This is a genomic window from Streptomyces sp. NPDC052043 (genome assembly GCF_044548235.1).
GTDB lineage: Bacteria > Actinomycetota > Actinomycetes > Streptomycetales > Streptomycetaceae > Streptomyces.
This window is the reverse complement of sequence record NZ_JBIUBT010000003.1, coordinates 539,803-563,939: the sequence shown is the minus strand read 5'-3', so window position 1 is coordinate 563,939 and position 24,137 is coordinate 539,803. Positions and strand designations below refer to the sequence as shown.

Here is a 24,137-nt window from a genome sequence, read left to right as displayed (position 1 = left end):
AAGAAGTCGCACCTGACCACGAAGCAGGACACCCGGGTCGGCGACTGGGCCAGGGCCAACAACCTGGAGCTCGTCTACGCGCCGACCAACAGCTCCTGGCTGAACCGGATCGAGGCCCAATTCACCGCCCTGCGCTACTTCGCCCTCGACGGCACCGACCACGTTGGCCACAAGGAGCAGGGCTGCATGATCCGCCGCTATATCTTCTGGCGGAACAAGCACGCCGCCGACGAACGCCTACGCGAGGTCGTCGCCAGGGCAATTGGCGTCTGCATCAGGTGACCGCCCGGCGATAGATTTGCCGTGAACCGCCCTCCGGACCCGGATCAGTGGCTTCAGCGGGGGTGAACCCGAGACGTTCGTAGAAGGCGCGTGCACCGCTGGCAACAGCGCCCGGGTGGTCAGCCCCGAAGGTGACCACCTCGATGCTGCCCGGGCCAAGTACGAACCTGCGCGTTGCGTCGGCCATCAGCGCCTCACCGACGCCCTTCCCACGCGCCTTCTCTGAGACGACGAGCCAATGGACGTGGTAAGTCGGGGGCTTCGCACCAAAGAGCAGACCGCCGAGGATCCCCGATCCCGAGGAGACGGCGACGAGCGCGGCGGACCGGCGAATGTGCCTGTCCACGGCGCTGTGGAAACCAGGGTCCTCGACCATCGGGCCGAACCAGTGCTCGACCTGGGCTGCCAAACCGAGAAAACCAGGCAAGTCCTGCTCTCGCGCGAGTCTGACGATCACCCGAGCAGTCTGACAGACGACTCGAGGTGGCGGCCTCCGACGCGAGTGCCTTCGCCTGCCAGGGAGACGGGCGAGCCCGCGGTGGCCGCCCCGCTTCTCCCGGGACGGTGAAGCGGGGAGCCAGATGATAAGGCTGGTTGATAAGATAGCCTTAGTATGTGAACGATGACCCGGACCCCGACGAAGTCGCCTCGGTCCTGCTGGCCGGTATCAGCGGGCTGGTACGACGGGTGCGCCAAGTACCCGTCGACGGCGGACTCACCATGCCCGAGCGGACCGCGCTGTCGCGCCTGGATCGCTCAGGCCCCACTACCTCCTCGGCGTTGGCCCGCCAGGTGCAGATCACCGCGCAGGCCATGGGGGCGACACTCAGTGCGCTGCGGACCCGTGGGCTGGTCGAGCGCCACCCGGATCCGAACGACGGCAGGCGCATGGTGCTGTCCGTGACCGACGCCGGTGTGCAGGCGCTGAAGGACAAGCGCAACGCGCGGGCCGAACTCATCGCGCGGTCCCTGACCAGCGGCGCGTTCACCCCCGCCGAGCTGGAACAACTCGCATCGGCCGCACCGCTGCTGGAGCGGCTGGCCCAGAACATCTGACCCCGGCGGAAACAGGGAAGCGCACCGATGACGGCTTCTCCCGAGACGCACGCCCCGCGCCGCCCGGCCGATGACCGGTACAAGTGGACGGCGCTGGCGAATACGACCGCCGCGGTCTTCATGTCCGCGCTGGACTGCTCGATCGTGCTGATTGCCCTGCCGGCGATCTTCCGAGGCGTGCACCTGGACCCGCTGGCGGCCTCCCTGCTCCGCGGCACCAGCCCCACCGCCAAGCCCCTGGCACCACGAACGGCCACCATCGGCGACACCCTTGCCACTTCGACCGACGACGGGACAGAAGCACTGTATGGGGAGAAAGGCCATATACGCCTCGATCCCGGCAACTAGCAGGCTTCCACAGGAGAAACACCCATGGCACTGACAACCATCGATCCCCCGCCCGCGCTCGTGGTGATCGACCTGCACAAGGGCATCGTCGCGGCCCACACCGACAGCCAGGCGGCTGCCGCCGTCAAGCAGGCGACGCACCTGACGGCCGAGTTCCGTCGGCACGGCCTGCCCGTGGTCCTGGTCAACGTCACCGGACGCGCGCCGGGACGCACCGAAACCCAGCGCTCCGGGAGCGGCGCCGCGCTGCCCTCCGGCTGGGCCGACCTCATCGACGAACTCGACGTCCAGCCGACCGACCACCTGATCACCAAACGACGGCGCAGCGCATTCCACGACACCGGGCTCGACACCCTCCTGCGGGACCTGGGCGTCACCCAGCTCGTACTCGCCGGAATCGCGACCAGCTCAGGCGTGGAGTCGACCGCCCGCTCGGCCTCCGACCACGGCTACCACGTCGTCCTGGCCACCGACGCCATGAGCGACCCTGATGCCGATGCCCACCGCCACAGCACCGAACGCGTCTTCCCGAAACTCGGCGAGACCGCCACCGTCACTGACATCATCGACATGATCGAGGCAACGCGATGACTCTGCTGGGCCGCATCCTGAAGAACCGCAGAGCAGGCGAGACCCACGCGGCGTGGAATCTGCCCCATCTGCAAGGTGCCGAGTCGCTGACCCTCACCAGTAGGAACTTCGGCGACGGAGACTCCCTTCCGCTGGAGCACTGCCTCAGGAACATCGGCGGCGACAACCTGTCCCCCCACCTGGCCTGGACCCCGCCGCCGGCCGGCACCGCCCAACTCCTCCTGGTCATGGAGGACATCGACGTCCCCATAGCCAAGCCCGCTGTGCACTGCGTCGCCCTGATCGACCCGGCAGTCCGAGAGCTGGAGCCCGGTGCCCTCGACGCACGGCAGCCGGCCGCCGGAGTGCAGGTGTTGCGCTCCAGCATCGGTCGCGGATACCACGGCCCCGGACCCATCAAGGGCCACGGGCCGCACCACTACATCTTCCAGCTGTTCGCCCTCGCCACCCGCGTGGAAAGCACCCCCGACACAGCGCGGCCGAACCGGGCACGGCCCCGCGCCCTCCTGCCCGCCATCACCGCACCCGTCCTCGCCCGCGGCCGGGTGGACGGTCGCCGGCTGACGCAGTGGGCACAGGCCCTCGCGCGGCGGGCGGGCGGCGAAGCTGTAGCGGCCCGGGCAGCGCAGGTGGTCGCCTGCCGGCCGTGGCCGCCGCCCGGACGCGGGCGGCGGCCACGGGCCCTCACATGGTGAGGGCCGGCGATGCGGCCCGGCGGGTGGACGGCGTGCCCGTCCCGGCGACCGACAGCGGGCCCGGAGTCACCGACACGGAGTCCGCCGCCCAGCGCTGCGCGGCGGTGTCGTCGCGGACCTTCACGACGATGTCCGCGCCCGCCTGCGTCGAGGCGGAGGCGAGGGCGAGCCCTTCTTCCCAGCGGGGCAGCAACTGCCCCTGCCCGCCCACGTCGTAGCGGACGTCGGGGGCCCGCGCGTCGCCGGCCTCCGCACAGGTGCCGAGGACGACCACACCCGCGTCGGCGTGCGAGTCCAGACAGAGGCCGGGGTCGGCGACGCTGCGCAGCAGCCCGTCGTCCTCCAGCGTCCACCGCTGGCTCCAGGCCGAGGAGCACTCGGCCAGTTCGGTGGGGGCTCCGGCCTTCGCCTCGCCCCGGACGGCCAGGCACAGGCCGGCCGCGACGTTGCGCAGCCGGGTCTGCTCGGTCGACGGGGACGGCCCGGCGGCGCCGGGCGTCGCGGAACCGGCGGACGGTGTCCCGGAGTCGGTGCCGTGCGCCGTGTCCCCGGTGCCGGTCACGCCGGTGGACGCGGTCGGCGCGGTGCCGTCGCCGTGCGGCCACAGGCTGACGCCGAGCACGGTCGCGAGCAGTGCGGCGCAGACCACGCCGAGGCCGGTGCGCAGCGCCCGGGACGAGCGCGGAATGCCCCGGACACGGCGGCCCGGCGCGGCGAACCGGGAGAGCAGCCCGTACCGGCCGCCGCCGGTCGGCCGTCCCCCGCCGTGCCGGGCGGTGCCTTTCGCGCGCGTGGTCTGCCCGGCGCGGCCCGGACGGGAGTCGAGGTAGCGGCGGGCACCCCAGCCGAGCACCGCCTCGGCGAGCAGCGCACCCGGTGCGTTCTCCACCTGGCCGAGCTGTCCGGCGGCGGCCCGGCAGTAGCGGCAGTCGTCCAGATGCCGCTGGACGTCCGGCAGCAGGCCGCCGCCGCGGCGGATCGGCACCTCGAGCAGCCGGTTGTGGAAGCGGCAGTCACCGGTGGGCGCGAGTTCGCGGTGGGCGCGCACGCAGCCCTCGCGGAACTTGTCCCGGGCCTCTTCCAGGGTGCGGGAGGCGGTGTCGAGGTCCATGCCCAGCAACCCGGCCGGGACGTCGAGCGGTTCGGCCTCCACCTCGGTGTGCCACAGCAGGCACTGGGCGGCCGGGGTGAGGCCCTCGAAGGACCGCTGGGCGAGCCGGCGGTTCTCCGGGACCAGGTTCGCGGCGGCCCGCATGCCCCGGCCTCCGGCGGGTTTGTGCAACTCCGGCAGGGCGGCGCACAGGCGGTCCTGGCCGGCCCACAGCCGGACCGTGTCGCGCACGGTCAGCAGCAGCCGGGGGCGCAGCGCGACGCCCGGCTCGCCCAGGGTCAACCGGTCGAGGACCTGGTGGAAGGCGGCCGAGGCCACCATGGCCGCGACGGGTGCCGGGGAGGCGAGGCAGATCACCGCGTAGTCGTGGACCGGCTGCCAGTGCCGTGCGGTCAGCAGGGCGACGCACTGCGCGACTTCGTCGTCCGTGCTGCCGGTGAGCCGGGCGGCGAGGGACTCGTCGGGCTCCCCGGGTATCCCGCCGGGCGGCGGGCTGGGAGGACGAGAGGGGTGGGGGGTGGGCACGAAGAGCTTCCTTTGGTACGTACCTGTGTGGAGCGGGCCCGCGGGTCTGGCACACGGCCGGCGGACGAATCGGCTCGACTCCCCAACTGTTCCTTGGAAACCGGCCCTTGCCCACGCACGGGCCGCTCAGCCTTGCACAGCTCGGCGACACACAACAAGACATACCGACAAGAGGGGCATCATTGACGGGAAGTCAGGAAGCGGGACGTCACCGGGCGCTGTGCGCGTACGCTACCGCGCGGCCCACACGTACGCGCTCCCACCGCCGCCACACGCGCGGTGTGAAGTGTGCGACATCCCTCGCTCTGTGACGTGACTTCGGGATCCGCGGGGACGTCGGGCACCCGAACCTGATCCGTCCCCTGGGGGCACGCTTGGCGGTGGCGACGTGGCAGCGGCCAGGTCAGATCGTGACGACTGGTGCTTGCAGTTCGGCCACCGACTCGTTCGGATTCTCAGAGAAGTTGAGTGTGACCTCCCGCGCATGCCCGTCGAACCGGTAACCGTGGTCGTCGACCCAGCGGACCAGCAGCTGGCTGGTGCTCAGAAAGCCGTGAGCCATGCCGCGGTGCACGATCGTGGCGGCGCATTCCACCAAGGGCAGCGAGACGATCTGGAGGTCCGCGTCCTCCCTGACTCCCGCGGGGACAGGGAGGCCGACGTGCACGACGATCCCGTAGTCGCCTTCGTCAGGAGTCTCGAAGTAGACGGTGCGAGGGCCGGTCGGAGCAATTCCGGCAGAGTTGAGCCGTCGGCGCAGCTCGTCGAAGAGCCGGCCGATGAGCGGGCCGGTCTCGTCAGGGCTGAAGCTCGTGGCTGTCGCGCTCAGTTCAGCCAGACGGACCGCGGGCAGTTGCCTGATGACGACGTCTTCCTGGGGCATGGAACCCTCGTTCTCGATCGACCGGAGCCTCGCCTCGATCTGGGCCAGGCCCGACGCCGCGTCCGCCAGGGCCGCTTCCAGCTCGGCGCGTCGTAGTCGCAGCATTCCACGCAACTCCTCGGTGCTGATGTCCTCGTCGAGGATCGTCAGTACCTGCTGCAGTGTGAAGCCGAGGCCCTTCAGCGCGACGATCCGGTTGAGCCGGGACAGCTGTGCCGCCTCGTAGAAGCGGTAGCCGCTGGACTGGTCGACGTGCGCGGGGCGCAGCAGGCCGATGGCGTCGTAGTGCCTGAGCATGCGAAGAGAAACACGTCCATGCCTGGCGAAGTCTCCGATGGTGAACATGACGCCTCGAGTGTTGGCCCTCACACGGTGGCAGGGTCAAGAGATTACGGGCGGACTGCAAGTGGTGTTGGGCACTGTCCGTGCCCGCCGGGAGCCGTTCCCGGCGGCCTGTCGTCGCTGGTCCGGCGACTGCGGCTCGGCTACGACTCGGCTACGACGATGTAGAACGTCATCGCCGCGAGGAAGAGCCCGGTGGAGAAGTGGTCCAGCCAGCGTCGTGCCGCTTCCTCGGTGAAGTATCCGGCGGCCACGGCGCGCTGTGTGGTCCGCTCCAGTCCGAGGATTCTGTCGGCTGCCTGGACGTCTCGGAACACGGGGGTGATCGGGATGACCGCGGGCACCGCGAATCCTGCCCCTGCCGACAGTCGGGGGAGCTGCCTGCCGATGCGGGAGTTGCGGACGACGTTGTCCGTGACGTACTGGGTGTAGGCGCGCGAAAGGCCGCTGTCCGGATGGTCGACGGTCAGGGTGTCCCAGTCCGGCTCGCCCATGACGAGCCGTCCACCAGGTCGTAGCACGCGGTGAATTTCGCTGAGCACTCGCACAGGGTCGGCGACGTGTTGCAGTACCCGGTCGGTGCGGGCACGGTCGACGGTGTGGTCGGGCAACGGCAGGTCGTGGATGTCGCCGAGTCGCACGGTGACCGTGCGCTGGTCAGTGGTGCGCTCCCTGGCGGCGTCGACCGTGGCCTGGTCGTGGTCGATACCGATCACCGTTCCTGTCGCCGTGACGGCTTGGGCGAGCGAGGCGAGATCGGTGCCGGGACCACAGCCCAGGTCGAGCGCCGTTTGGCCCGGGCGCATGTCGAGTTCCTCGAGCATGCGCCGCTTGTAGGAGCGGCCCAGGTCGGTCCCAGCGACCCGGTCGAGGTAGGCGATCGGGTCGGGGGTTGCGGTCTCGAACGCTGTTGAGGTCATGGGAGGCAGTCAATCAACTCCTGTGAGCCGACGAGACCTTGGCGAGCCGATGGAGTCGGTCGGGAGCGCCGCGCGCACGCTCCCCGTCGGCGACGGATGTCAGATCTCCCAGGAGCGCAGGCGGTCGGCGGCGCCGTAGACGTCGGTCTTGCCGGACATCAGGTCGCGGGTGAGGTCGACGAGGGCTCCGTAGGGCGGGTCGATGCCGACGCCGCTGACGAACATGTAGGCCACGGCCGTCGCGCAGGCGAAGCGGGCGTTGGCCGAGGGCAGGGGTTTGAGCACGGCGAGGGTGTGCAGCAGCGCGGCGGCCCGCCAGGCCGGGTCGGAGTCGACGCCGAGACGCGGCGGGTCGACGCGGTGGCGGGCGACGGCGGCCACCAGGGCCGAGAAGTCGTCGACCGTGGGCTGGCCCGGAAGGACCTCCTCGTGGCGCTGGAGCAGCCAGGGCACGTCGATGTGGATGACGGGGGTCATCGGTCAGGCTGCCCGCCCCTCGCCCTTCGTGGTTGCCTCGTCCTCGGGAAAGGCCGTCGCGAACTCGTCCGCGTGGGCGGTGAAGAACCGCCGGAAGGCCTCGGCGCCCTCCTGGAGGGCCCGGTGCCGGGCTATGTCCGCGGCGGCGGCCTCGCGCACGAGCGCCTTCATCGACGTGCCGCGTTCCTTGGCGATCTGACGCAGGTCCTCAAGCTCGCGGTCGCTGAACTCCACATTGAGAGCTGGCATGGTCAACACGGTACCGCGCGGGTACTTTCCCGTAAATGTCGGCTGGTCACAGCGCCGGGACGGCGGTACCAGCCGACGGGTCCGCGGCCGTGGGGGGGCGCCGCCGCGCCGCTGGGGACGCGGCGGCGTTCCTGTGGTCCGGCCCGCTCACCCCTTTCCGGAGTGGGCGGGCGGCCCGGCCGGCCGTCCCTGGTCCGCGGCGAAGGAGGCCATCCAGGCCAGCGCGGCGTTCCAGTTGATGGCCGTCTCGTTCGTCGACCAGGACTCGATGTCGTCGATGTAGCAGAACTGGCCCACGCAGCCCTGGAGTTTGCTCTGCGCGTACGGGTCCTGGATGCTGGAGTTGGCCCCGCCCGCGATGGTGCCCTTCGGCGGGTTGGGCAGGCTCGGCTCGAGCTCGTGCGCGTACCAGCGGCTGTGCTGGTTGTGGGAGCTGACCGTGCCGTAGCCGGTGACGTAGGAGATGTTGAGCGCGTTGCGGCCCAGGATGTAGTCCATGCTCTGCACCGCGCCGTCACGGAACTTCGTGGCGCCGTCGAGGTCGTAGGCGGCGCCGAGGACGCGGGCGTTGTTGAGGATCTGGCTGTTGGAGCCCCAGTCGTACATGTTGTCCGCGGGAGCGTACGGCATGCCGTACGGCTGCGCCTTCAGCGTGGCGAGGTACGTGTCCGCGCCCTTGATCACCGACTGGCGCACCTTCTCCCGGCCGGGCAGCTTGCTCGGGACGGTGGCGAGGTCGAGGCGGGCGGGCACCGCGGTGGAGGCCCAGTCGAAGCTGACGCTGCCGAAGATGTCGGCCGTGTGCAGCGGGGACTTGGTCACGTAGTCCGCGAACTGCTTCTCACCGGTGGTGAGGTAGAGCTCGGCGGCCGCCCAGTAGAACTCGTCGGTGGCGTTGTCGTCGGGGTAGGCGCCGCCGCCGATGCCGTCGTCCGGGTCCGGGTAGAGGGCGGGATGGGCGAGGGCCGCGGTCCAGGCCGTGCGCGCGGCCCGCAGGGCCTTCGCCGCGAACGCCCGGTCGTAGGGCTCGTAGAGGCGGGCCGCCTGCGCGGCCGTCGCCGCCAGGTTCAGGGTCGCCTGGGTGGTCGGCCGGTGCAGTTCGCGTTTCTGCGGGTCCTGGCTCGGCAGCAGCGGCAGCCCCGTCCAGTCCTCGTCGTGGACCTTGCTGTGCGCCATGCCGGCCAGCGGCTGCCCGGCCGGCACCTGCATCTTCAGCAGGAACTCCAGCTCCCAGCGGGCCTCGTCCAGGATGTCGGGCACCTTGTTGCCGCTCTCCGGGAGGGCGAGCGTGCGGTCACCGAGGCTCGCGGGCCGGGCGGTGCGGGCGTGCAGGGTGCGCTCGTAGGTGCTCAGCAGTCCCCAGGTGGTGATGCCGCCGTTGACGACGTACTTGCCGTGGTCACCGGCGTCGTACCAGCCGCCGGTGACGTCCAGCGTGTAGTCGCACAGGCCCGGCTGGCAGGGCACGTTGGAGTCGCCCTGGTTGGGGGCGGCGTCCAGGTGGCCGGCCGGGCGGCCGTAGCCGGGCCGCAGGTCCTCGCGGATCTCGATGCCGCTGCGCTGGGTGTAGTAGTGCTTGAGCGAGTCCAGGCGGAGCTGGTCGTAGACGTCGGCGCCGATGTCGAACGGGTGGCTCGTCTCGCCGTCGGCGACCAGGGTGAAGCCCTTGCCGCTCCCCTTGTAGGTGCCGAAGTCGATCGAGTGCACCTTCTGCCCCGAGGAGACGTCCGTGCCCCGCGGCGCGCTCCAGCCGTGCGCCACGGTGGTCCCGCGGGCGTCGCGCAGCTGCCAGGGCAGCTTGGCGCCGGCGTCGGTGACCAGGGTGGCGTTCTTGGGGCCGCCGGGCAGATAGCCGACCTGGTTGACCCGCACCCGCGGCCCGGTGTCGGGCTCGTACACCTCCGGCGGCACCCCGCCGAGGAGCGACACGTCGTCCAGGCAGAAGCGCCAGGGGTCCGCGGTGCCACCGAGCTGGAAGGCGACCTGACCCTGCGTCGTGTCCACGGGGGAGGTGAAGGTGTACGAGTAGGTGTTCCCCGAGACGCTCAGCTGCGGACTCACCTCGAACCAGGTGTCGTACGGCTCCACCGAGAGCCCCGCGACCGCCCGGACGACATGCGCGTCGGGGGTGCCGGTCGCCGTGAACGACATCCGGTAGCTCTCCCCCTTCACCAGGGTGATGTCGTTCTGTCCGACGGCGGCGTCCCAACGGTTGGTGGTGCCGCCGGGCACGTCCGCGCACAGCCGGCCGTCGGACAGGCCCGCGGTGACGTTGCTCGTCCACCACGGCTCGATGGTGCTGTCGAAGGTGCCGTTCCTGATCTGCTCGACCTCGTCCGCCTGGGCCTGCGAGGCGGACGGCAGGGCGGTGAGGGCCGCCCCCAGCAGGGCTGCCACGGACAGCAGGGTGGTTCTGCGTCGTTTCACGTCTGGGCTCCTCGGAGGAGGTACGGGCGACACCCGTGGGAGCGCTCCCAAGGGCGAAGGCACCATGGTTGTTGCAGCCATGACATCCGTCAACGGTCCCGACGGGACGTATTGCCCGTCCGCGCGCCCGACCGGCAGGGGGTCGCCGTCCGTACGGCGCCGGTACGCACTAGGCTGGAACGGAAGTGACGCACCGTTCACTGTGAGTGTGCGCGATGGAGTGGCGACGATGAGCCCCGTGTATCCGTTCGACGAAGCCGCCACGGCTCGGGCTGTCGTCGACGAGCACGGCGTCCTCGTCGAATGGAACGAGGGCGCGCGCCGGCTGCTCGGCTGGGCGCCCGACGAGGTGCTGGGCGAGCGGGCCGCGACCCTGCTGGCCGACGGCCCGGCCATCGCCCTTCCCGACGAGCCCCGCTGGAACGGCGTCCTCACGGTGCGGCACCGCGACGGGCGCGCCGTGCCCGTCTGGATCCTGGCCCACCACCGGCGCCCGGAGGACGGCGGCGACTGGCTCCTGGTCACCCCGCTGGAGGGCACCGGCCCCCCGGGCCCCGACGACCCACTGGCCCACGCGGAGCTCATCCAGTCCCCCTGCGCCGTGGCGATCTACGACGAGCGGCTGCGGCTGCACGCGATGAACGCCGCCATGGCGGACGTGCTGGAGGTACCGGCCGAACGCCTGCGGGGCCTGCGCCACTCCGAGATCGGCGGCCGCCGGCAGAGCGAGGCCTTCGAGTGGCACCTGCACCAGGTCCTCACCACCGGCCGGGGGAACGACGTACGGACGTATGTGCCGATGGGCGGCCACGGCCAGGTGAGCGCCTGGCTGGCACGCCTGTCGCCGATCACCGACCGGCGGGGGCAGGTGCGCGGGGTGTGTGTCGCCGCGCACGACTTCACCGAGCAGTACCGGGCTCGCCAGCGGCTGCAACTGGTCAACGAGGCGAGTGTGCGCATCGGCACCACCCTCGACGTCCCCCGGACGGCACAGGAACTCGCCGACGTCTGCGTACCGGCCCTCGCCGACTTCGTCAGCGTCGACCTGCTGGACCCGCCCGAGCACGGCGGGGAACCCCTCACCGGGCCGGTGGCGATGCCGGCCGCGCTGCGCCGGGTCGCCCATCGCTCCGTCGAAGCGGGCAGCCCCGAGGCACTCGCCGTCACCGGGCGGACCGAGCTGTACCCGGCCACCTCCCCCCAGGGCGCCTGCCTGGTCACGGGCCACGCCGTGGTGATCTCCAAGGAGTCCGGCGACCTCGAGAAGTGGCTGTCCTGGGACCCGGTGCGCCGCCTGCACTCCGGGGAACTCGGGGTCCACGCCACGATGTCCGTGCCGATCCGGGCCAGGGGCGTGACGCTCGGGGTCGCCGTGTTCACCCGGTTCCGGCAGCCCGCCCCCTTCATGCCCGACGACGTGCTGCTGGCCGAGGAGGTCACCGCCCGCGCAGCCGTCTGCATCGACAACGCCCGGCGCTACTCCCGCGAGCGGGAGACCGCCCTCGCTCTCCAGCGCAGCCTGCTGCCCCGCAGCCTGCCGCGTACCGCCGCCCTCGAAGCGGCCTCCCGCTACCTTCCGGCGGCCCGGGCCGGGGTGGGCGGCGACTGGTTCGACGTGATCCCGCTGTCCGGGTCCCGGGTCGCCATGGTCGTCGGGGACGTCCTCGGGCACGGTGTGCAGGCCTCGGCCAGCATGGGCAGGCTGCGCACCGCCGTACGCACCCTCGCCGACATCGACCTCGCACCGGACGAGTTGCTCACCCACCTCGACGACGTGGTGGCCCGGATGTCCGCCGAGGCCGGGGCCGAGGGGCGGCCGGGCGAGGTCGGCGCGACCTGCCTGTACGCGGTGTACGACCCGGTCACCCGCCGCTGCACGCTCGCTCGCGCCGGGCACCCGCCGCCCGTGCTGGTCCCGCCGGACGGCCCGCCCCGCCGGGTGGAGCTGCCCTCCGGTCCGCCGCTGGGCCTGGGCGGGCTCCCGTTCGAGAGCGTCGAGCTCCAACTGCCCGAGGGCAGTGTGCTGTCCTTCTACACCGACGGTCTCGTCGAGAGCCGCGAGCGGGACACCGAGGCCGGCCACCGGCTGCTGTGCAAGGCGCTGGCCGCCGGCGGCGGCTCCCTGGAGGAGACCTGCGACCGCGTCCTGCACACCCTGCTGCCGGCGGGCGGCGCCTCGGACGACGCGGCGCTGCTGCTGGCCCGTACCCGCGCCTTGCCGCCCTCCCAGGTGGCGACCTGGGACGTCCCCGCCGACCCGGCGCTGGTCGCCCCGGTCCGCAAGCAGGTCGTCGACCGGCTCGACGACTGGGGGCTGAGCGGGGCGGCGTTCACGACCGAACTGGTCGTCAGCGAGCTGGTCACCAACGCGATCCGGTACGGCACCCCGCCCATCCGGCTCCGGCTCATCCACGACGAGTCGCATCTGACGTGCGAGGTGTCCGACACCACCCACACCGCTCCGCACCTGCGCCGCGCCAAGACCTGGGACGAGGGGGGCCGCGGCCTGCTGCTGGTCGCCCAGCTCACCCGGAGGTGGGGCAGCAGGCACACCGCCGAGGGCAAGACGATCTGGGCGGAACTGGGCCTGCTCGACGACGAGTGAGCCCGGCCGGTCGCGGGACCGGTCGGGCCGGGTCCGGGCTCAGGGTCCGTGGAGCCCAGCCGGGTCTCACGGTCCGTCAAGCCCAGCCGGGGCTCAGGATCCGTCGGACAGCCAGGGCCGCACCCGTCGGCGTGCCTCGTACAGCCGCGACTTGAGCGTGCCCAGCGGGATGCCCGCCCGTTCGGCGGCCTCGGCGTACTCCAGTCGGCAGATGTCCCGGTACACCAGCGGCGCCACCAGGTGGGGGTGCTCCCGCTCCAGCCGGTCCAGGGCCTCCAGCAGGTCCACCCGGGAGCCCGCGATGACGCTCGTGGTGCGCGGGTCGGCGTAGCGCCCAGGCTCGATCCACGCGGGCTGCTCGGCGGCGCGGCGCTTGAGCTCCCGGTACTTCTGGCGGCAGCAGTTGGCGACGACCGTGTAGAGCCAGGTGCTGAAGCGGCTGCGGCCCTCGAAGGCGGTGATCCTCCGGGCGATCTGGAGCAGCACGTCCTGTGCGGCCTCCTCGGCGTCCTCGCGGCAGGGCAGGAAACGCCCGCAGCGCCGGACCACCTCGGGCCGCACCTGCTGGAGCAGGGTTTCCAGCGCGGCACCGTCACCGGTGGCGGCGCGCCGGGCGAGATCTTCGACCGGTGCCGCGTTCTGCACGACTGGGCCCCCTTTGCGTGGATCCCGGGGCAGGCATCATAGTCGCATGCACTCCCTCGAGCGGATCGGCCGCTACCGGCTCGAACGGCGTCTGGGCACGGGCGCCTTCGGCACGGTGTGGCTCGCCCACGACGACGAGCTCGAGGCCCCCGTGGCCGTCAAGGTCCTCGCCGAGAACTGGTCCCACCGCCTCGACGTGCGCGAGCGGTTCCTGGCCGAGGCACGACTGCTGCGCAGGGCCGGCTCGTCCCGGGTGGCTCAGGTCTACGACATCGGTGAACTGCCCGACGGCAGACCGTACTTCGTCATGGAGTACGCCGACGCGGGCACCCTCGCCGACCTGCTCGCCACCGATCCGCCGCCGGTACGCGAGGCGCTGCGGCTGACCGCGCTGGCCGCCCGCTCCGCCCACGCCCTGCACGAGGCGGGCATCGTGCACCGGGACGTCAAGCCGAGCAACGTGCTGCTGCGCACCGCGCCGGACGGCAGCCGCCGGGTGCTGCTCGCCGACCTCGGGCTCGCCAAGAGCCTGGCGCAGGCCTCGGGGCTGACCCTGGCGGCGGGTTCGGCCGGGTACCGTCCGCCGGAGCAGGCCGAGCCCGGCTCGGGCATCGACGCGCGGGCGGACGTCTACGGCCTGGGCGCGGTCGGCTACCGGCTCGTCACCGGCACGGTGCCCGCCGAGCCCGGCGCGGTGGTACGGCCCGAGCGGCTGCGGCCGGGCCTGGACGCCGGTGTGGCCCGGGCGCTGATGCGGGCCATGGAACCGGACCGCGAGCGGCGCTGGCCCACCGCCGAGGCGTTCGCGGACGAGCTGGACCGGCTGGCCTCGGCCCCGGCGGGCGCCGTCCGCCCGCGCGGGCGGGGCAGGACGGTGGTGCTGGCCGCCGCCGTGGCCGCCGTCGCCGTCGCCGGGGCCGCCGTCGCCTGGGTGAACCTGCCTTCTTCGGCCTCCGACGTGGGCGTCGAGGACGCCACGGGCCGGATCGCGCTGCGGGTGCCCGACGGCTGGGGGCGCCAACTGCGCGACTCCGGCTGGGATCCCGCGGCGCTGGGGCTGCCCGCCGGGCACGAGCCGGGGCTCGCCGTCGCCGACGACCTGACCCGGTGGCAGGACCTCGGCGCCGACGCGCGCGGGGTGTTCGCCGGTCTGAGCGAGCACGGCGACGTCACCGCCCGCGTCGACGCGCTCGGCCACCCGGGCTGCCGCTACGACGGCGCCCGCGCCTACACCGGCGGGCGGTGGCACGGTCTGATCCGGACCTGGAGCGACTGCGCCGGCGGCGGCCGGCTCACGGAGTCCGCGCTCGTCCCGTCCGACGGCGGTCAGCCGCAGCTGTACGTGCAGATCCGTCAGCACGGCGGCGACGACGCGACCGACCGCGTACTGCGCTCCCTGCGTGTCACCTGATCCCCCGTTCGGGTGAGAGCCACCCGGCTCCGTACGGGTGAGAGCCACCTCGGGGGCCGCACGGGGAAGAAGTCACCGGGAGAAAAGTGCGGGCGACCGCGAACTTTTCGCCCGGTCCGCGCATCGGACATCCAGAACGGCGCACCCGGCGCCGTGGGCACGCGGACACCGCGTGCGAGCGACCCCAGGAGTGTGGAACATGGCGCACAAGTCCCCGTCCGTCCGCCGGGCGGCCCTGCTCGTCGGCGCGGTCGCCGTGCTGGGCCTGCCGCTGACCGCCTGCGGCAGCGCCGGCGGCACGAGCGGTGCTCCGCAGAAGGTGACCGGCACCGCCGGGCCCGCGACCGACGACGCCCCGGCCGGTACGGCACCCGGCACGGCACCCGACGCAAGCTCCGCTCCCCCGCGCGGCGCCGCGCCGCCGAGCGGCACGGCCGCAGGCTCCGTTCCGGGCACCACCGCGCACACGGGCGACACCCGCGCCCCCGCCACGGGCACCCGCTGTCACACCTCCGAACTCAGCGCGTCGGTGGGCCGCGAGAACCCGGGAGCCGGGCAGGAGAACTTCCCGGTCGTCCTGACGAACACCTCCGGCCACGCCTGCACCGTGCACGGCTATCCCGGCGCCGCCTTCGTGGACGCCTCCGGCAGGCAGCTGGGGCCGGACCCGAAGCGGTCCTCGGGCACGCCCACCACGGTGACGCTGAAGCCCGGCCAGAGCGCCTGGGCGGGACTGACCTTCTCCAACCCGGGGGTGAGCGGCGCGAGGACGGGGACGCCCGCCTCGCTGATCGTCACTCCGCCGGACGAGCACGACCACCTCACGGTGCGGTGGACGGCCGGCCAGGTGCCCGTGGGCGGCAACGCCTCCTCGGTGTTCCTGACGGTTCTCAGCCCCGGCACCGCGCCCTGACCCGTCCGGACCGCGGCGCTCTCCCGCGCGGGTCCGGCACGGCGCTTTGCTTTGATGGGCGGGCACCGTCGGTCACGTCCGGAGGGACACCGCTCTGAACACCCCGCTGGCCGAGGCCCTCGCGGTCGTCCTGCTCGTCGCCGTGCTCGCCTGGGCCGTCGTCCGTCCCTTCGGCTGGCCCGAGGCGGTCATGGCCGTGCTCGCCGCCGGGATCGCCGTCGCCACCGGCGCGATCCCGCTGGACCACGCGCGGGCCGAGGCGGAGCGGCTGGGACCGGTGGTCGGATTCCTCGCCGCGGTGCTGGTGCTCGCCCACTTCTGCGACGTGGAGGGCCTGTTCCAGGCCTGCGGGGCGTGGATGGCCCGCCGGGCGCGGGGGCGCCCGGTGCGGCTGCTGACCGCCGTGTTCGCGCTGGCGTCCGCCATCACCGCCGTACTCAGCCTGGACGCCACGGTGGTCCTGCTGACGCCGGTCGTGTTCGCCACCGCCGCCCGGACCGGCGTACGGCCCAAACCGCACGTCTACGCCTGCACGCACCTGTCCAACACGGCGTCGCTGCTGCTGCCGGTCTCCAACCTCACCAACCTGCTGGCGTTCGCGGCGAGCGGGCTGAGCTTCACCCGGTTCGCGGCACTGATGGCGCTGCCGTGGCTGGTGGCGATCGGCGCCGAGTACGCGGTGTTCCGGCGCTTCTTCGCCCGCGACCTGGCCGCCGCGGTGCCCTCGCCGCCCAGCGGTGCGCCGCCCGAGCTGCCGCTGTTCGCCCTGGTCACCGTGGCCTGCACGCTCGCCGGGTTCATCGTGGCCTCCGCGTTCGGCGTCGCACCGGTGTGGGCCGCCCTGGCGGGGGCGCTGGTGCTGGCCGGGCGCGCGCTGCTGCGGCGCCGGGCGAGCGCTCTGAGCGTGGTGCGGGCCGCGGCGCCGGCCTTCCTCGCCTTCGTCCTGGCCCTGGGCATCGTGGTGCGCGCGGTGGTCGACAACGGTCTCGCCGGTGCGCTCGGGCGCATCCTGCCCGGCGGTACGGGGCTGCCCGCGCTGCTCGCCGTCGCCGCGCTGGCCGCCGTGCTCGCCAACCTGATCAACAACCTGCCCGCGGTGCTGGTCCTGCTTCCGCTGACCGCACCGGCAGGACCGGGGGCCGTCCTCGCCGTGCTGCTCGGCGTCAACATCGGCCCGAACCTCACCTACGCCGGATCGCTGGCGACCCTGCTGTGGCGGCGGATCGTGCACCAGCACGAACACGGAGTGGACCTCAAGGAGTTCACCCGGCTGGGTCTGCTGGCCGTGCCGGCCGCGCTGGTGCCGGCGGTGGTGGCACTGTGGGGGGCGCTGCAGGTGCTGTGAAGCCGAAGGCGCCGGGAAACGGATGGTGCCGGGGAAACGGAAGGAGGCCGACCGGATGCGTGTAATCACCTGGCTGGTGGAGGGCACCTGGCCCGCCTGCGTGGACGCCGTACGCACCCATGCTCCCCCCGCGTCCGATGTCGTCCTGCTGCACGTCAGCGGGCCGGACGTGCCCGCGGTGGCGCACGGCGCCTTCGCCGGACTGCTCGGCCGCGGCAGCGTCGAGCGCGACCCGGGCGACCTGCTGACGGACCTCGGGGGCACGTCGGCGGCCGAACTGCTCGAGGCGGCCGCGGCCCGGCTCGGGCGGCCGTGCACCAGGATCGAGCGGCGCGGGCGGGTGGAACGCGAGGTGGTGGCGGCCGCTCAGGACGCGGATCTGCTGGTGCTGGCCCGCGACGGCGACCGCGAGCGGCTCGGCCCGCACAGCCTGGGCCCGGCGGCGCGGTTCGCCGTCGACCACGCGCCCTGCGCGGTGCTGCTGGTGTGGCCGGAGGCCGCGCCGGACCTCACGACGATGCCCCCTCCTCCGCCACCACGGCCGCCGCACCACCGCTGACGTTCAGCGGCCCGCGCCGCGACGGGGTGATGCCTGCCTGTTCGTGTCGTTCCACGAGCAGGGCCGACCCTGACCCGTGCGCGGGGCGGTTGCCGCTCTCAGTGACCGCTGACGGCGTGCGGCGTGTACGGCCCCTCCAGTTCCTCGGCCTCCTTGTCGCTCAGCTCCAGTTCGACCGCGGCCACCGCGTCCCGCAGGTGCTCCGGCCTGGACGCGCCGACGATCGGCGCCGTGACCGTGTCCTGGCGCAGCAGCCAGGCGAGGGCGACCTGGGCGCGCGGGACCCCGCGGTCCCCGGCGACGCGGGTGACCGCCTCGACGATGCCGCGGTCGCCCTCGGGGTAGAGCTTGCCGCCGAAGGCGTCGGTGGCGCTGCGCTCGGTGGTGGCGCCCCAGTCCCGGGTGAGGCGGCCACGGGCCAGCGGGCTCCACGGCAGTACGCCGACGCCCTGGTCCGCGCACAGGGGAAGCATCTCCCGCTCCTCCTCGCGGTAGAGCAGGTTGTAGTGGTTCTGCATGGAGACGAACGGGGTCCAGCCGTGCAGCAGGGCCGTGTACTGGGCCTTGGAGAACTGCCAGGCGTACATCGAACTCGCTCCGATGTAGCGGACCTTGCCCGCCTTCACCAGGTCGTGCAGCGCCTCCATGGTCTCCTCGACCGGTGTGTGCGGGTCCCAGCGGTGGATCTGGTACAGGTCGACGTAGTCGGTGCCCAGTCGGCGCAGGCTGTGGTCGATCTCCGTCATGATCGCCTTGCGGGACAGCCCGCCGCCGTTGGGCCCGGGCCGCATCCGCCCGTGCACCTTGGTGGCGAGCACGACGTCGTCGCGGCGGGCGAAGTCGCGCAGCGCGCGGCCGACGATCTCCTCACTGGTGCCGTCGGAGTAGACATTGGCCGTGTCGAAGAAGGTGATCCCCGCGTCCAGTGCCTGCCGGATCAGCGGGCGCGACGCCTCCTCGTCGAGGGTCCACTCGTGTGTGCCGCGGCCGGGCACGCCGTAGGTCATGCAGCCCAGACAGATCCGCGACACCTCGAGGCCCGTCGAACCGAGCTTCACGTACTGCATCGTTGCTGCTCCTGTTCTTGGCGCGGTCGCCGGTCACGAGCCGGGGCGGCCCGTGGGCGTCCGGTTCGGAAACGTGTCCAGCAGGTCCAGTGCCCGTTCCCAGCCGAACTCGGGTCGGCCGCCGTCCGGCGTCGGTTCGCCGGAGAAGGGATCGCCGAGGCGGACGCCCATCCCGCGCAGGCGGACGAGGCTGTCCCGGTAGGCGGGGTGGGCGGCGAGGGTGTCGGAGACGCACGGCAGCACCGCGACCGGGACGCCCATGCCGTACGTCTCGCACAGGGTCGCCAGGGCGAGGGTGTCGGCGGTCCCGGCGGCCCACTTGTTGAGCGTGTTGAAGGTGGCGGGCGCCACGACCACGGCGTCCGGCGGCGGGAAGGGGCGAGGGTCGTCCGGCGTGCGCCAGGCCGACCGTATGGGGCGGCGGGTCTGCGCCTCGACGGCGGCGGTGTCGAAGAAGCCGCCCATGGCGACCGGTGTCGCGATGACACCGACCTCCCAGCCCCGTTCCTGCGCGGCGGTGATCAGCTTGCTGACGCCCTCGGCGATGCCGGCGGCGCAGACGACGACGTAGAGGAAGGGCTTCCCGGACGCGGTCCCGGACTCGTTCCCGGGCGGTGCCCCGGAGGGCCTCTGGGCCTGTTCGCTCACCCGGGAACCCTAGTCAATCCTCCGCCGCCGGGCCACGGGCCCTCGCGAGGGCACCCTGCGGGCCCGCCGGGTGCCCCACTCCTCGTCCTACCTTCCCTCCTGTCCCTCCTCGTTCTCCTCGCCCTACTCGCCCTACTCGTCCTACTCGTCCTCGGACAGCGTGATGGCGCCCACGGGGCAGGCCCGGGCTGCCTCCCGGGCCATCGGGTCGCCGGCGCCGTCCTCCCGGCCGGGCAGCAGGGTGCTGAAGCCGTCGTCGTCCTGGGTGAACACACCCGGCGCGGTCAGGGCGCACTGTCCGGCGCCGATGCAGCGGTCCTTGTCGATCTCGATATGCATGGCGGCAGCCTCTTACCAACTGACGGGGAGTTCCAGCATCCCCTGGATGGTGTCGCCGGGTTTGAAGGGGATCTCCTCCGGCGGGGCGGCGAGCCGGAGCGCGGGCAGCCGTTCGAGGAGCGCGCGCAGGGCGATCTCCAGCTCGGTACGGGCGAGGTTCTGGCCCAGGCACTGGTGGATGCCGAAGCCGAAGGCGACGTGGTGGCGGGCCGCGCGGTGGAAGTCGAGGGTGTCGGGCGCCGGGTAGACGTCCTCGTCGCGGTTGATGACGGAGGTGGAGAAGACCACGCCCTCCCCGGCCCTGATCGTGGTCCCGGCGATCTCGATGTCCTCGGTGGCCAGCCGCAGCAGTCCGTCCGCGATGGACAGCATCCGCATCAGTTCCTCGACCGCGTCCGGCAGCAGCGCGGGGTCGGCACGCAGCTCGGCCAGCCGTTCGGGGTGCAGCAGGAGCGTGTAGGTGCCGAGGGAGATCATGTTGGCGGTGGTCTCGTGGCCCGCGACCAGGAGGATCATCGCCAGGGCGGTCACCTCCTCGCGGTCGAGCTCGCCCTCGTGCAGCCGCTGCTGGACGAGTTCGTCCAGCAGGCCGTCGCCGGGCTGCCGCTCCTTGTGGTCGATCAGCTCCTCCAGGTACTCCGCCAGCCGGTCCCGCGCGTCCTGCGTCTCCTCGGCCGTCGGGCCGCGCAGCAGCCGCCTCGACTGCTCCTCGAAGAACTCGTGGTCGGCGTAGGGCACGCCGAGCAGGGCGCAGATCACCATGGACGGCACCGGCAGCGCGAAGGCGCGCACCAGGTCGGTGGGCGGTCCCTGCGCGATCATCGCGTCCAGCAGGTCGTCGACGATCTTCTGGATGCGCGGCCTGAGCTCGGTGGCGCGCTTGAGGGTGAAGCTCGGGATCATCATCCGCCGCTGGCTGCGGTGCTTGGGGTCGTCGACGCCCAGGAGCGCCGGCTTGCGGTCGCGGACGGCGGCGAAGCGGGGCGTGGTGGCCGGGAAGCCCGAGCGGGTGCGGTCCGTGGACAGCCGGGGGTCCACCAGCAGGTCCCGGGCGACGGCGTGGCCGGTGACGAGCCAGGCCGGGCGGCCGTCGTAGAGCCGGATCCGGGCCAGCGGCCGGGCGGTGCGCAGCGGGTCGTACCCGGTGGGCGGGTGATAGGGGCAGGCCCGGTCCTGGGGGAAGGAGACGGGTTCGGAGAGTTCGGTCAGGTCTGTCATGGAAGACCTCGCAGACGAAGGATGCGTCGTGCCGATCTTCATTAGATGCCTGGGGCACCTGAGACACGACATCAAGTTCGGCCAGATCGGCGACCTGCGGGATCTGGCTGGGAACCACCCATTCCGCATCGTAATTCGATTGCCGCCCGAACGGCGCGGGATGCAGATCCCCGGGCCCCGGGGACGGCTGGTGGCGGGTCGGTGGGGATGGATCGGGTGGGTGCGGTTGTTGAATGGCGTTGCACCATCGGTCACAGGACGCGACGAGACGAGAGGACGGCCGGCATGGCTCTTCAGGGCGAGTACGAGCCCAGTCCGACCCAGTGGGTGCGGGAGCAGGTGGAGCTGTACGAGAGTTCCGGCGGCACCAAGGGGACCATGCTGCGGGACACGGGGCTGCCCGTGATCCTGCTGACCACCGTGGGCGCTCGCAGCGGCAGGATCCGCAAGACACCGCTGATGCGTGTGGAGCACGAGGGGCGGTACGCCGTCGTGGCCTCCCAGGGCGGTGCGCCCAAGCACCCGTTCTGGTACTTCAACCTCAAGGCCGACCCCCGGGTCGACCTTCAGGACGGTCCGGTCAAGCAGGGTATGACGGCCCGTGAGGTCACCGGGACGGAGAAGGCGCAGTGGTGGGAGCGGGCCGTGGCCGCGTTCCCTCCGTACGCCGAGTACCAGGAGAAGACCTCGCGGGAGATCCCGGTCTTCGTGCTGGAGCCGGCCGCCGGGAGCTGAGCCGCTCGAGAAAATCCGGCCGGGAGGCATGAGCCCGTCCCGTTCGGGCATGCGTCTGTCAGGCCCCGCCGCGCTCCCCCGTCGCGGCGGGGCCCTCTCGTGCCCGCTGCCCGGCGCCGCCGCGCATGCCGTGGAGCCGGCGGATTTCGGGGAACGTGTTCTCCAGGACACTCATCGAGCCGGGAGGACACATGAGCGGCGGGGGCGAGGGCAACAGCGCCTACGGCCACAAGGCCTTCAAGCGTTCCAGGAGTCACTTCGCGGACCGGATCACCGCCGACGGGCGGGACGGCTGGCCGGTGGAGGCCGGACGTTACCGGCTGGTGGTCAGCCGTGCCTGCCCGTGGGCGAGCAGGTCCCTGGTCGCACGGCGGCTGCTGGGGCTGGAGGACGCCCTGTCGCTGGCCGTCGTGGATCCGATCCAGGACGACCGGAGCTGGCGTTTCACACTCGACGCCGACGGCCGCGATCCCGTGCTGGGGATCCGCTTCCTCAGCGAGGCCTACGACCTGCGTGAGACGGGCTACCCCGGCGGGGTGAGCGTGCCGGCGATCGTCGACGTGCCGAGCGGTGAGCTGGTCACCAACGACTTCCAGCAGATCACGCTCGACCTCGCCACCGAGTGGAGCGCGCTGCACCGGCCGGGCGCGCCGGACCTGTACCCGCGGGCGCGGCGCGACGAGATCGACTCGGTGATGGCCGAGGTGTACGAGGACGTCAACAACGGCGTGTACCGGGCGGGCTTCGCCAGCAACCAGGAGGAGTACGAGGCCGCCTGCGCGGGGGTGTTCCGGCGGCTGGAGCTGCTGGCGTCCCGGCTGGCCGGGCAGCGCTACCTCGTCGGCGACACGATCACCGAGGCGGACATCCGGCTGTTCACCACGCTGGTCCGGTTCGACGCCGTCTACCACGGCCACTTCAAGTGCAACCTCTGGAAGCTCACCGAGAACCCCGTGCTGTGGGCGTACACCCGGGACCTGTACCAGACGCCCGGTTTCGGGGACACGGTCGACTTCGACCACATCAAGCGGCACTACTACCAGGTGCACACGGGCATCAACCCGACCAGGATCGTGCCCCTCGGGCCGGACCTGTCGGGCTGGCTGAGCCCGCATCACCGCGAGGAGCTCGGCGGGCGCCCCTTCGGCGACGGCACCCCTCCGGGTCCCGTACGGCCCGGCGAGGAGGTTCCGCCGCTGGGCCGGCCCTGACGACCCGGCCCCGACGACCCGGCCCCGTACCGGCGAAGGAGACACCGATGGCCAAGAAGAAGAACAAGATCCCACTCGTCTACCAGCCCGTCGGCCTCGTGCTGGGCTGGGCCGGCGGTGTGCTGGCGGGCATGGCGTTCCGCGCAACGTGGAAGGCCATCCGCCACGAGGACGAGGCGCCCGAGCCGCTCGACGAGGACCGCCGCTGGGGCGAGATCCTGCTCGCCGCGGCCGTCCAGGGCGCCATCCTCGCCGTCGTGCGCAGCGCCGTCGACCGGGCGGGCGCCACCGCCGTCGAACGCTCGATCGGCGTCTGGCCCGCCAAGGCCAGGGACGACCACGGCTGACCCGCCCTGCCGTGGAATCCCGGCGGCCGCCCCGGCCGCAGGCCGCGACCGGCGGCCCGCGGCCCGGCAGGGCGACCGGCCGCCGCCACCGGCCCGCGCCGCGGCCGGATCCCGGCCGTTGCGGCCGCCCGTCAGGTCCTCGCGGCGCCGGGCGGGTCCGGGCCCGGGGGACGCGCCGCCGGATGAGCGGGCTGGTGCGGGCGGGCTGGTCCACGATGAACGGCATGGAGACGATGCGCGCGATCGGTCAGGACGTCCTTGGCGGTCCCGAGGTGCTCCGGGAGATCGAGCTGGAGCGGCCCGTGCCCCGGCCCAACGAGGTGCTGGTGCGGGTGCGGGCGGCCGGGGTGAACCCCACGGACTGGAAGCACCGGGCGGGCGGCGGCTTCCTCGGGGAGCCGCCGTTCGTCCTGGGCTGGGACGTCTCCGGGGTGGTCGAGGCCACGGGCGTCGGAGCCTCCCTCTTCCGGCCCGGGGACGAGGTCTTCGGCATGCTGTCCTACCCGTTCGGCCACGGCTCGCACGCCGAGTACGTGACCGCTCCGGCCCGGACCTTCGTGCCGAAGCCGGGCGGGATCGACCACACCCGGGCGGGCGCGCTGCCGCTGGTGTCGCTGACCGCGTGGCAGGCGCTGGTGGAGCGGGCGGACCTCAGGGCGGGGCAGCGGGTGCTGATCCACGCGGCGGCCGGCGGAGTCGGCCATGTGGCCGTGCAGATCGCCAAGGCGCGCGGCGCGTACGTCCTCGGCACCGCCAGCGCGGGCAAGCAGGACTTCCTGCGCGGCATCGGCGTGGACGAGCCGGTCGACTACCGCTCCACCGACTTCACCGAGGCGGTGCGGGACGTCGACGTCGTACTGGACACGATCGGCGGTGACACCTCGCTCCGTTCCCTGCGGGTGCTGCGCCCGGGCGGGATCGTGGTGTCGATCCTGCCGGTCGGCTCCGACGACCTCTACCGGGAGGCCGAGCGGCTCGGCGTGCGGGCGGTGCGGATGCTCGTCGACGCCGACCACCACGGCATGGAGGAGATCGCGGAGCTCGTCGAGCAGGGCAGGCTGCGCGCCACGGTCGCCGGCACCTTCCCGCTCGCCGAGGCCGCCAGGGCGCACGAGCTCGGCGAGACCGGCCGCACCACGGGCAAGCTGGTGCTGCTGATGGACTGACGCCCGGTGTCCGGGCACACCC

General features: G+C 72.6%; 25 protein-coding genes and 1 pseudogene. 14 read left to right on the top strand and 12 right to left on the bottom strand.

Annotated elements, in window-relative coordinates:
- Positions 1–9: 9 nt before the first annotated feature.
- Positions 10–282: pseudogene (locus ACIHCX_RS10445) on the top strand (IS630 family transposase); the annotation flags it as partial.
- Here ACIHCX_RS10445 and ACIHCX_RS10440 read toward each other — a convergent pair.
- Positions 275–739, bottom strand: coding sequence for a GNAT family N-acetyltransferase (locus ACIHCX_RS10440; protein ID WP_400028499.1), 465 nt, complete (start codon positions 737–739; stop codon positions 275–277). The pseudogene ACIHCX_RS10445 and the gene ACIHCX_RS10440 sit on opposite strands and share 8 nt — an antisense overlap.
- Positions 740–897: 158 nt before the next feature.
- Here ACIHCX_RS10440 and ACIHCX_RS10435 point away from each other — a divergent pair, with 158 nt between their 5' ends.
- Genes ACIHCX_RS10435 through ACIHCX_RS10420 form a run of 4 tightly spaced genes read left to right on the top strand, consistent with a single transcriptional unit; the run spans position 898 to position 2,972 of the window.
- Positions 898–1,338, top strand: a complete 441-nt coding sequence (locus ACIHCX_RS10435; protein ID WP_400028498.1) for a MarR family winged helix-turn-helix transcriptional regulator — start codon at positions 898–900, stop codon at positions 1,336–1,338.
- A gap of 27 nt (positions 1,339–1,365) precedes the next feature.
- Entirely contained in the window at positions 1,366–1,686 is a 321-nt protein-coding gene (locus tag ACIHCX_RS10430) for a hypothetical protein (protein WP_400028497.1), read from the top strand.
- Between the two features lie 24 nt (positions 1,687–1,710).
- Positions 1,711–2,277, top strand: coding sequence for a cysteine hydrolase family protein (locus tag ACIHCX_RS10425; RefSeq protein ID WP_400028496.1), 567 nt, complete (start codon positions 1,711–1,713; stop codon positions 2,275–2,277).
- On the top strand, positions 2,274–2,972 hold the full coding sequence (locus ACIHCX_RS10420) for a YbhB/YbcL family Raf kinase inhibitor-like protein (protein WP_400028495.1): 699 nt from the start codon (positions 2,274–2,276) through the stop codon (positions 2,970–2,972). The genes ACIHCX_RS10425 and ACIHCX_RS10420 overlap by 4 nt, the downstream gene beginning before the upstream one ends.
- Here the strand turns inward: ACIHCX_RS10420 and ACIHCX_RS10415 are convergent.
- The 6 genes from ACIHCX_RS10415 to ACIHCX_RS10390 all read right to left on the bottom strand — a co-directional run bounded on the left by ACIHCX_RS10415 (position 2,962) and on the right by ACIHCX_RS10390 (position 9,906).
- Positions 2,962–4,608: an RICIN domain-containing protein gene (locus ACIHCX_RS10415; RefSeq protein WP_400028494.1), complete on the bottom strand. Its 1,647-nt coding sequence runs from the start codon at positions 4,606–4,608 to the stop codon at positions 2,962–2,964. The genes ACIHCX_RS10420 and ACIHCX_RS10415 overlap by 11 nt on opposite strands.
- A 403-nt stretch (positions 4,609–5,011) precedes the next feature.
- A complete protein-coding gene (locus tag ACIHCX_RS10410) occupies positions 5,012–5,836 on the bottom strand; it encodes a MerR family transcriptional regulator (RefSeq protein ID WP_400028493.1) in 825 nt (274 codons plus the stop codon).
- 140 nt (positions 5,837–5,976) lie between these two features.
- Positions 5,977–6,753, bottom strand: coding sequence for a methyltransferase domain-containing protein (locus tag ACIHCX_RS10405; protein ID WP_400028492.1), 777 nt, complete (start codon positions 6,751–6,753; stop codon positions 5,977–5,979).
- 99 nt (positions 6,754–6,852) lie between these two features.
- Positions 6,853–7,230: a toxin Doc gene (locus ACIHCX_RS10400; protein WP_400028491.1), complete on the bottom strand. Its 378-nt coding sequence runs from the start codon at positions 7,228–7,230 to the stop codon at positions 6,853–6,855.
- Positions 7,231–7,233: 3 nt separating this feature from the next.
- A complete protein-coding gene (locus ACIHCX_RS10395; protein ID WP_400028490.1) occupies positions 7,234–7,479 on the bottom strand; it encodes a hypothetical protein in 246 nt (81 codons plus the stop codon).
- Positions 7,480–7,626: 147 nt separating this feature from the next.
- The gene (locus tag ACIHCX_RS10390) at positions 7,627–9,906 is read right to left on the bottom strand and encodes a glycoside hydrolase family 9 protein (RefSeq protein WP_400028489.1); all 2,280 of its coding nucleotides are present in this window, start codon (positions 9,904–9,906) and stop codon (positions 7,627–7,629) included.
- A gap of 229 nt (positions 9,907–10,135) precedes the next feature.
- Between ACIHCX_RS10390 and ACIHCX_RS10385 the strand changes: the two genes are divergently transcribed.
- Entirely contained in the window at positions 10,136–12,511 is a 2,376-nt protein-coding gene (locus tag ACIHCX_RS10385; protein WP_400028488.1) for a SpoIIE family protein phosphatase, read from the top strand.
- 93 nt (positions 12,512–12,604) lie between these two features.
- Here the strand turns inward: ACIHCX_RS10385 and ACIHCX_RS10380 are convergent, their stop codons facing one another.
- On the bottom strand, positions 12,605–13,156 hold the full coding sequence (locus ACIHCX_RS10380) for an RNA polymerase sigma factor (RefSeq protein WP_400028487.1): 552 nt from the start codon (positions 13,154–13,156) through the stop codon (positions 12,605–12,607).
- Positions 13,157–13,202: 46 nt separating this feature from the next.
- Between ACIHCX_RS10380 and ACIHCX_RS10375 the strand changes: the two genes are divergently transcribed.
- The 4 genes from ACIHCX_RS10375 to ACIHCX_RS10360 all read left to right on the top strand — a co-directional run bounded on the left by ACIHCX_RS10375 (position 13,203) and on the right by ACIHCX_RS10360 (position 17,384).
- Positions 13,203–14,567 carry a serine/threonine-protein kinase gene (locus tag ACIHCX_RS10375; RefSeq protein ID WP_400028486.1) on the top strand — a complete coding sequence of 455 codons (1,365 nt, stop codon included), beginning with the start codon at positions 13,203–13,205 and terminating at the stop codon, positions 14,565–14,567.
- A 199-nt stretch (positions 14,568–14,766) separates the two neighbouring features.
- Complete coding sequence (locus tag ACIHCX_RS10370) at positions 14,767–15,480, top strand: DUF4232 domain-containing protein (RefSeq protein ID WP_400028485.1); 714 nt, start codon at positions 14,767–14,769, stop codon at positions 15,478–15,480.
- A 142-nt stretch (positions 15,481–15,622) separates the two neighbouring features.
- Positions 15,623–16,825 carry an arsenic transporter gene (locus ACIHCX_RS10365; RefSeq protein WP_400028484.1) on the top strand — a complete coding sequence of 401 codons (1,203 nt, stop codon included), beginning with the start codon at positions 15,623–15,625 and terminating at the stop codon, positions 16,823–16,825.
- Between the two features lie 55 nt (positions 16,826–16,880).
- Complete coding sequence (locus ACIHCX_RS10360) at positions 16,881–17,384, top strand: universal stress protein (RefSeq protein WP_400028483.1); 504 nt, start codon at positions 16,881–16,883, stop codon at positions 17,382–17,384.
- 98 nt (positions 17,385–17,482) lie between these two features.
- On the opposite strand, the gene ACIHCX_RS10355 is transcribed toward ACIHCX_RS10360, so the two are convergent.
- The 4 genes from ACIHCX_RS10355 to ACIHCX_RS10340 all read right to left on the bottom strand — a co-directional run bounded on the left by ACIHCX_RS10355 (position 17,483) and on the right by ACIHCX_RS10340 (position 20,656).
- Positions 17,483–18,451, bottom strand: coding sequence for an aldo/keto reductase (locus ACIHCX_RS10355; RefSeq protein ID WP_400028482.1), 969 nt, complete (start codon positions 18,449–18,451; stop codon positions 17,483–17,485).
- Between the two features lie 33 nt (positions 18,452–18,484).
- Positions 18,485–19,099 (bottom strand): flavoprotein, encoded by a 615-nt coding sequence (locus ACIHCX_RS10350; protein ID WP_400028481.1) that lies wholly within the window; start codon positions 19,097–19,099, stop codon positions 18,485–18,487.
- A gap of 141 nt (positions 19,100–19,240) precedes the next feature.
- Complete coding sequence (locus tag ACIHCX_RS10345; protein WP_400028480.1) at positions 19,241–19,438, bottom strand: ferredoxin; 198 nt, start codon at positions 19,436–19,438, stop codon at positions 19,241–19,243.
- 12 nt (positions 19,439–19,450) lie between these two features.
- Positions 19,451–20,656: a cytochrome P450 gene (locus ACIHCX_RS10340; RefSeq protein ID WP_400028479.1), complete on the bottom strand. Its 1,206-nt coding sequence runs from the start codon at positions 20,654–20,656 to the stop codon at positions 19,451–19,453.
- Positions 20,657–20,941: 285 nt separating this feature from the next.
- On the opposite strand from ACIHCX_RS10340, the gene ACIHCX_RS10335 reads away from it, so the two are divergent.
- The 4 genes from ACIHCX_RS10335 (at position 20,942) to ACIHCX_RS10320 (ending at position 24,115) form a co-directional block, all read left to right on the top strand.
- The gene (locus tag ACIHCX_RS10335) at positions 20,942–21,391 is read left to right on the top strand and encodes a nitroreductase family deazaflavin-dependent oxidoreductase (protein ID WP_400028478.1); all 450 of its coding nucleotides are present in this window, start codon (positions 20,942–20,944) and stop codon (positions 21,389–21,391) included.
- 191 nt (positions 21,392–21,582) lie between these two features.
- A complete protein-coding gene (locus ACIHCX_RS10330) occupies positions 21,583–22,602 on the top strand; it encodes a glutathione S-transferase family protein (protein WP_400028477.1) in 1,020 nt (339 codons plus the stop codon).
- A 47-nt stretch (positions 22,603–22,649) separates the two neighbouring features.
- Positions 22,650–22,949, top strand: coding sequence for a DUF4235 domain-containing protein (locus ACIHCX_RS10325; RefSeq protein ID WP_400028476.1), 300 nt, complete (start codon positions 22,650–22,652; stop codon positions 22,947–22,949).
- 215 nt (positions 22,950–23,164) lie between these two features.
- Positions 23,165–24,115 carry an NADP-dependent oxidoreductase gene (locus ACIHCX_RS10320; RefSeq protein WP_400028681.1) on the top strand — a complete coding sequence of 317 codons (951 nt, stop codon included), beginning with the start codon at positions 23,165–23,167 and terminating at the stop codon, positions 24,113–24,115.
- Positions 24,116–24,137 lie beyond the last annotated feature (22 nt).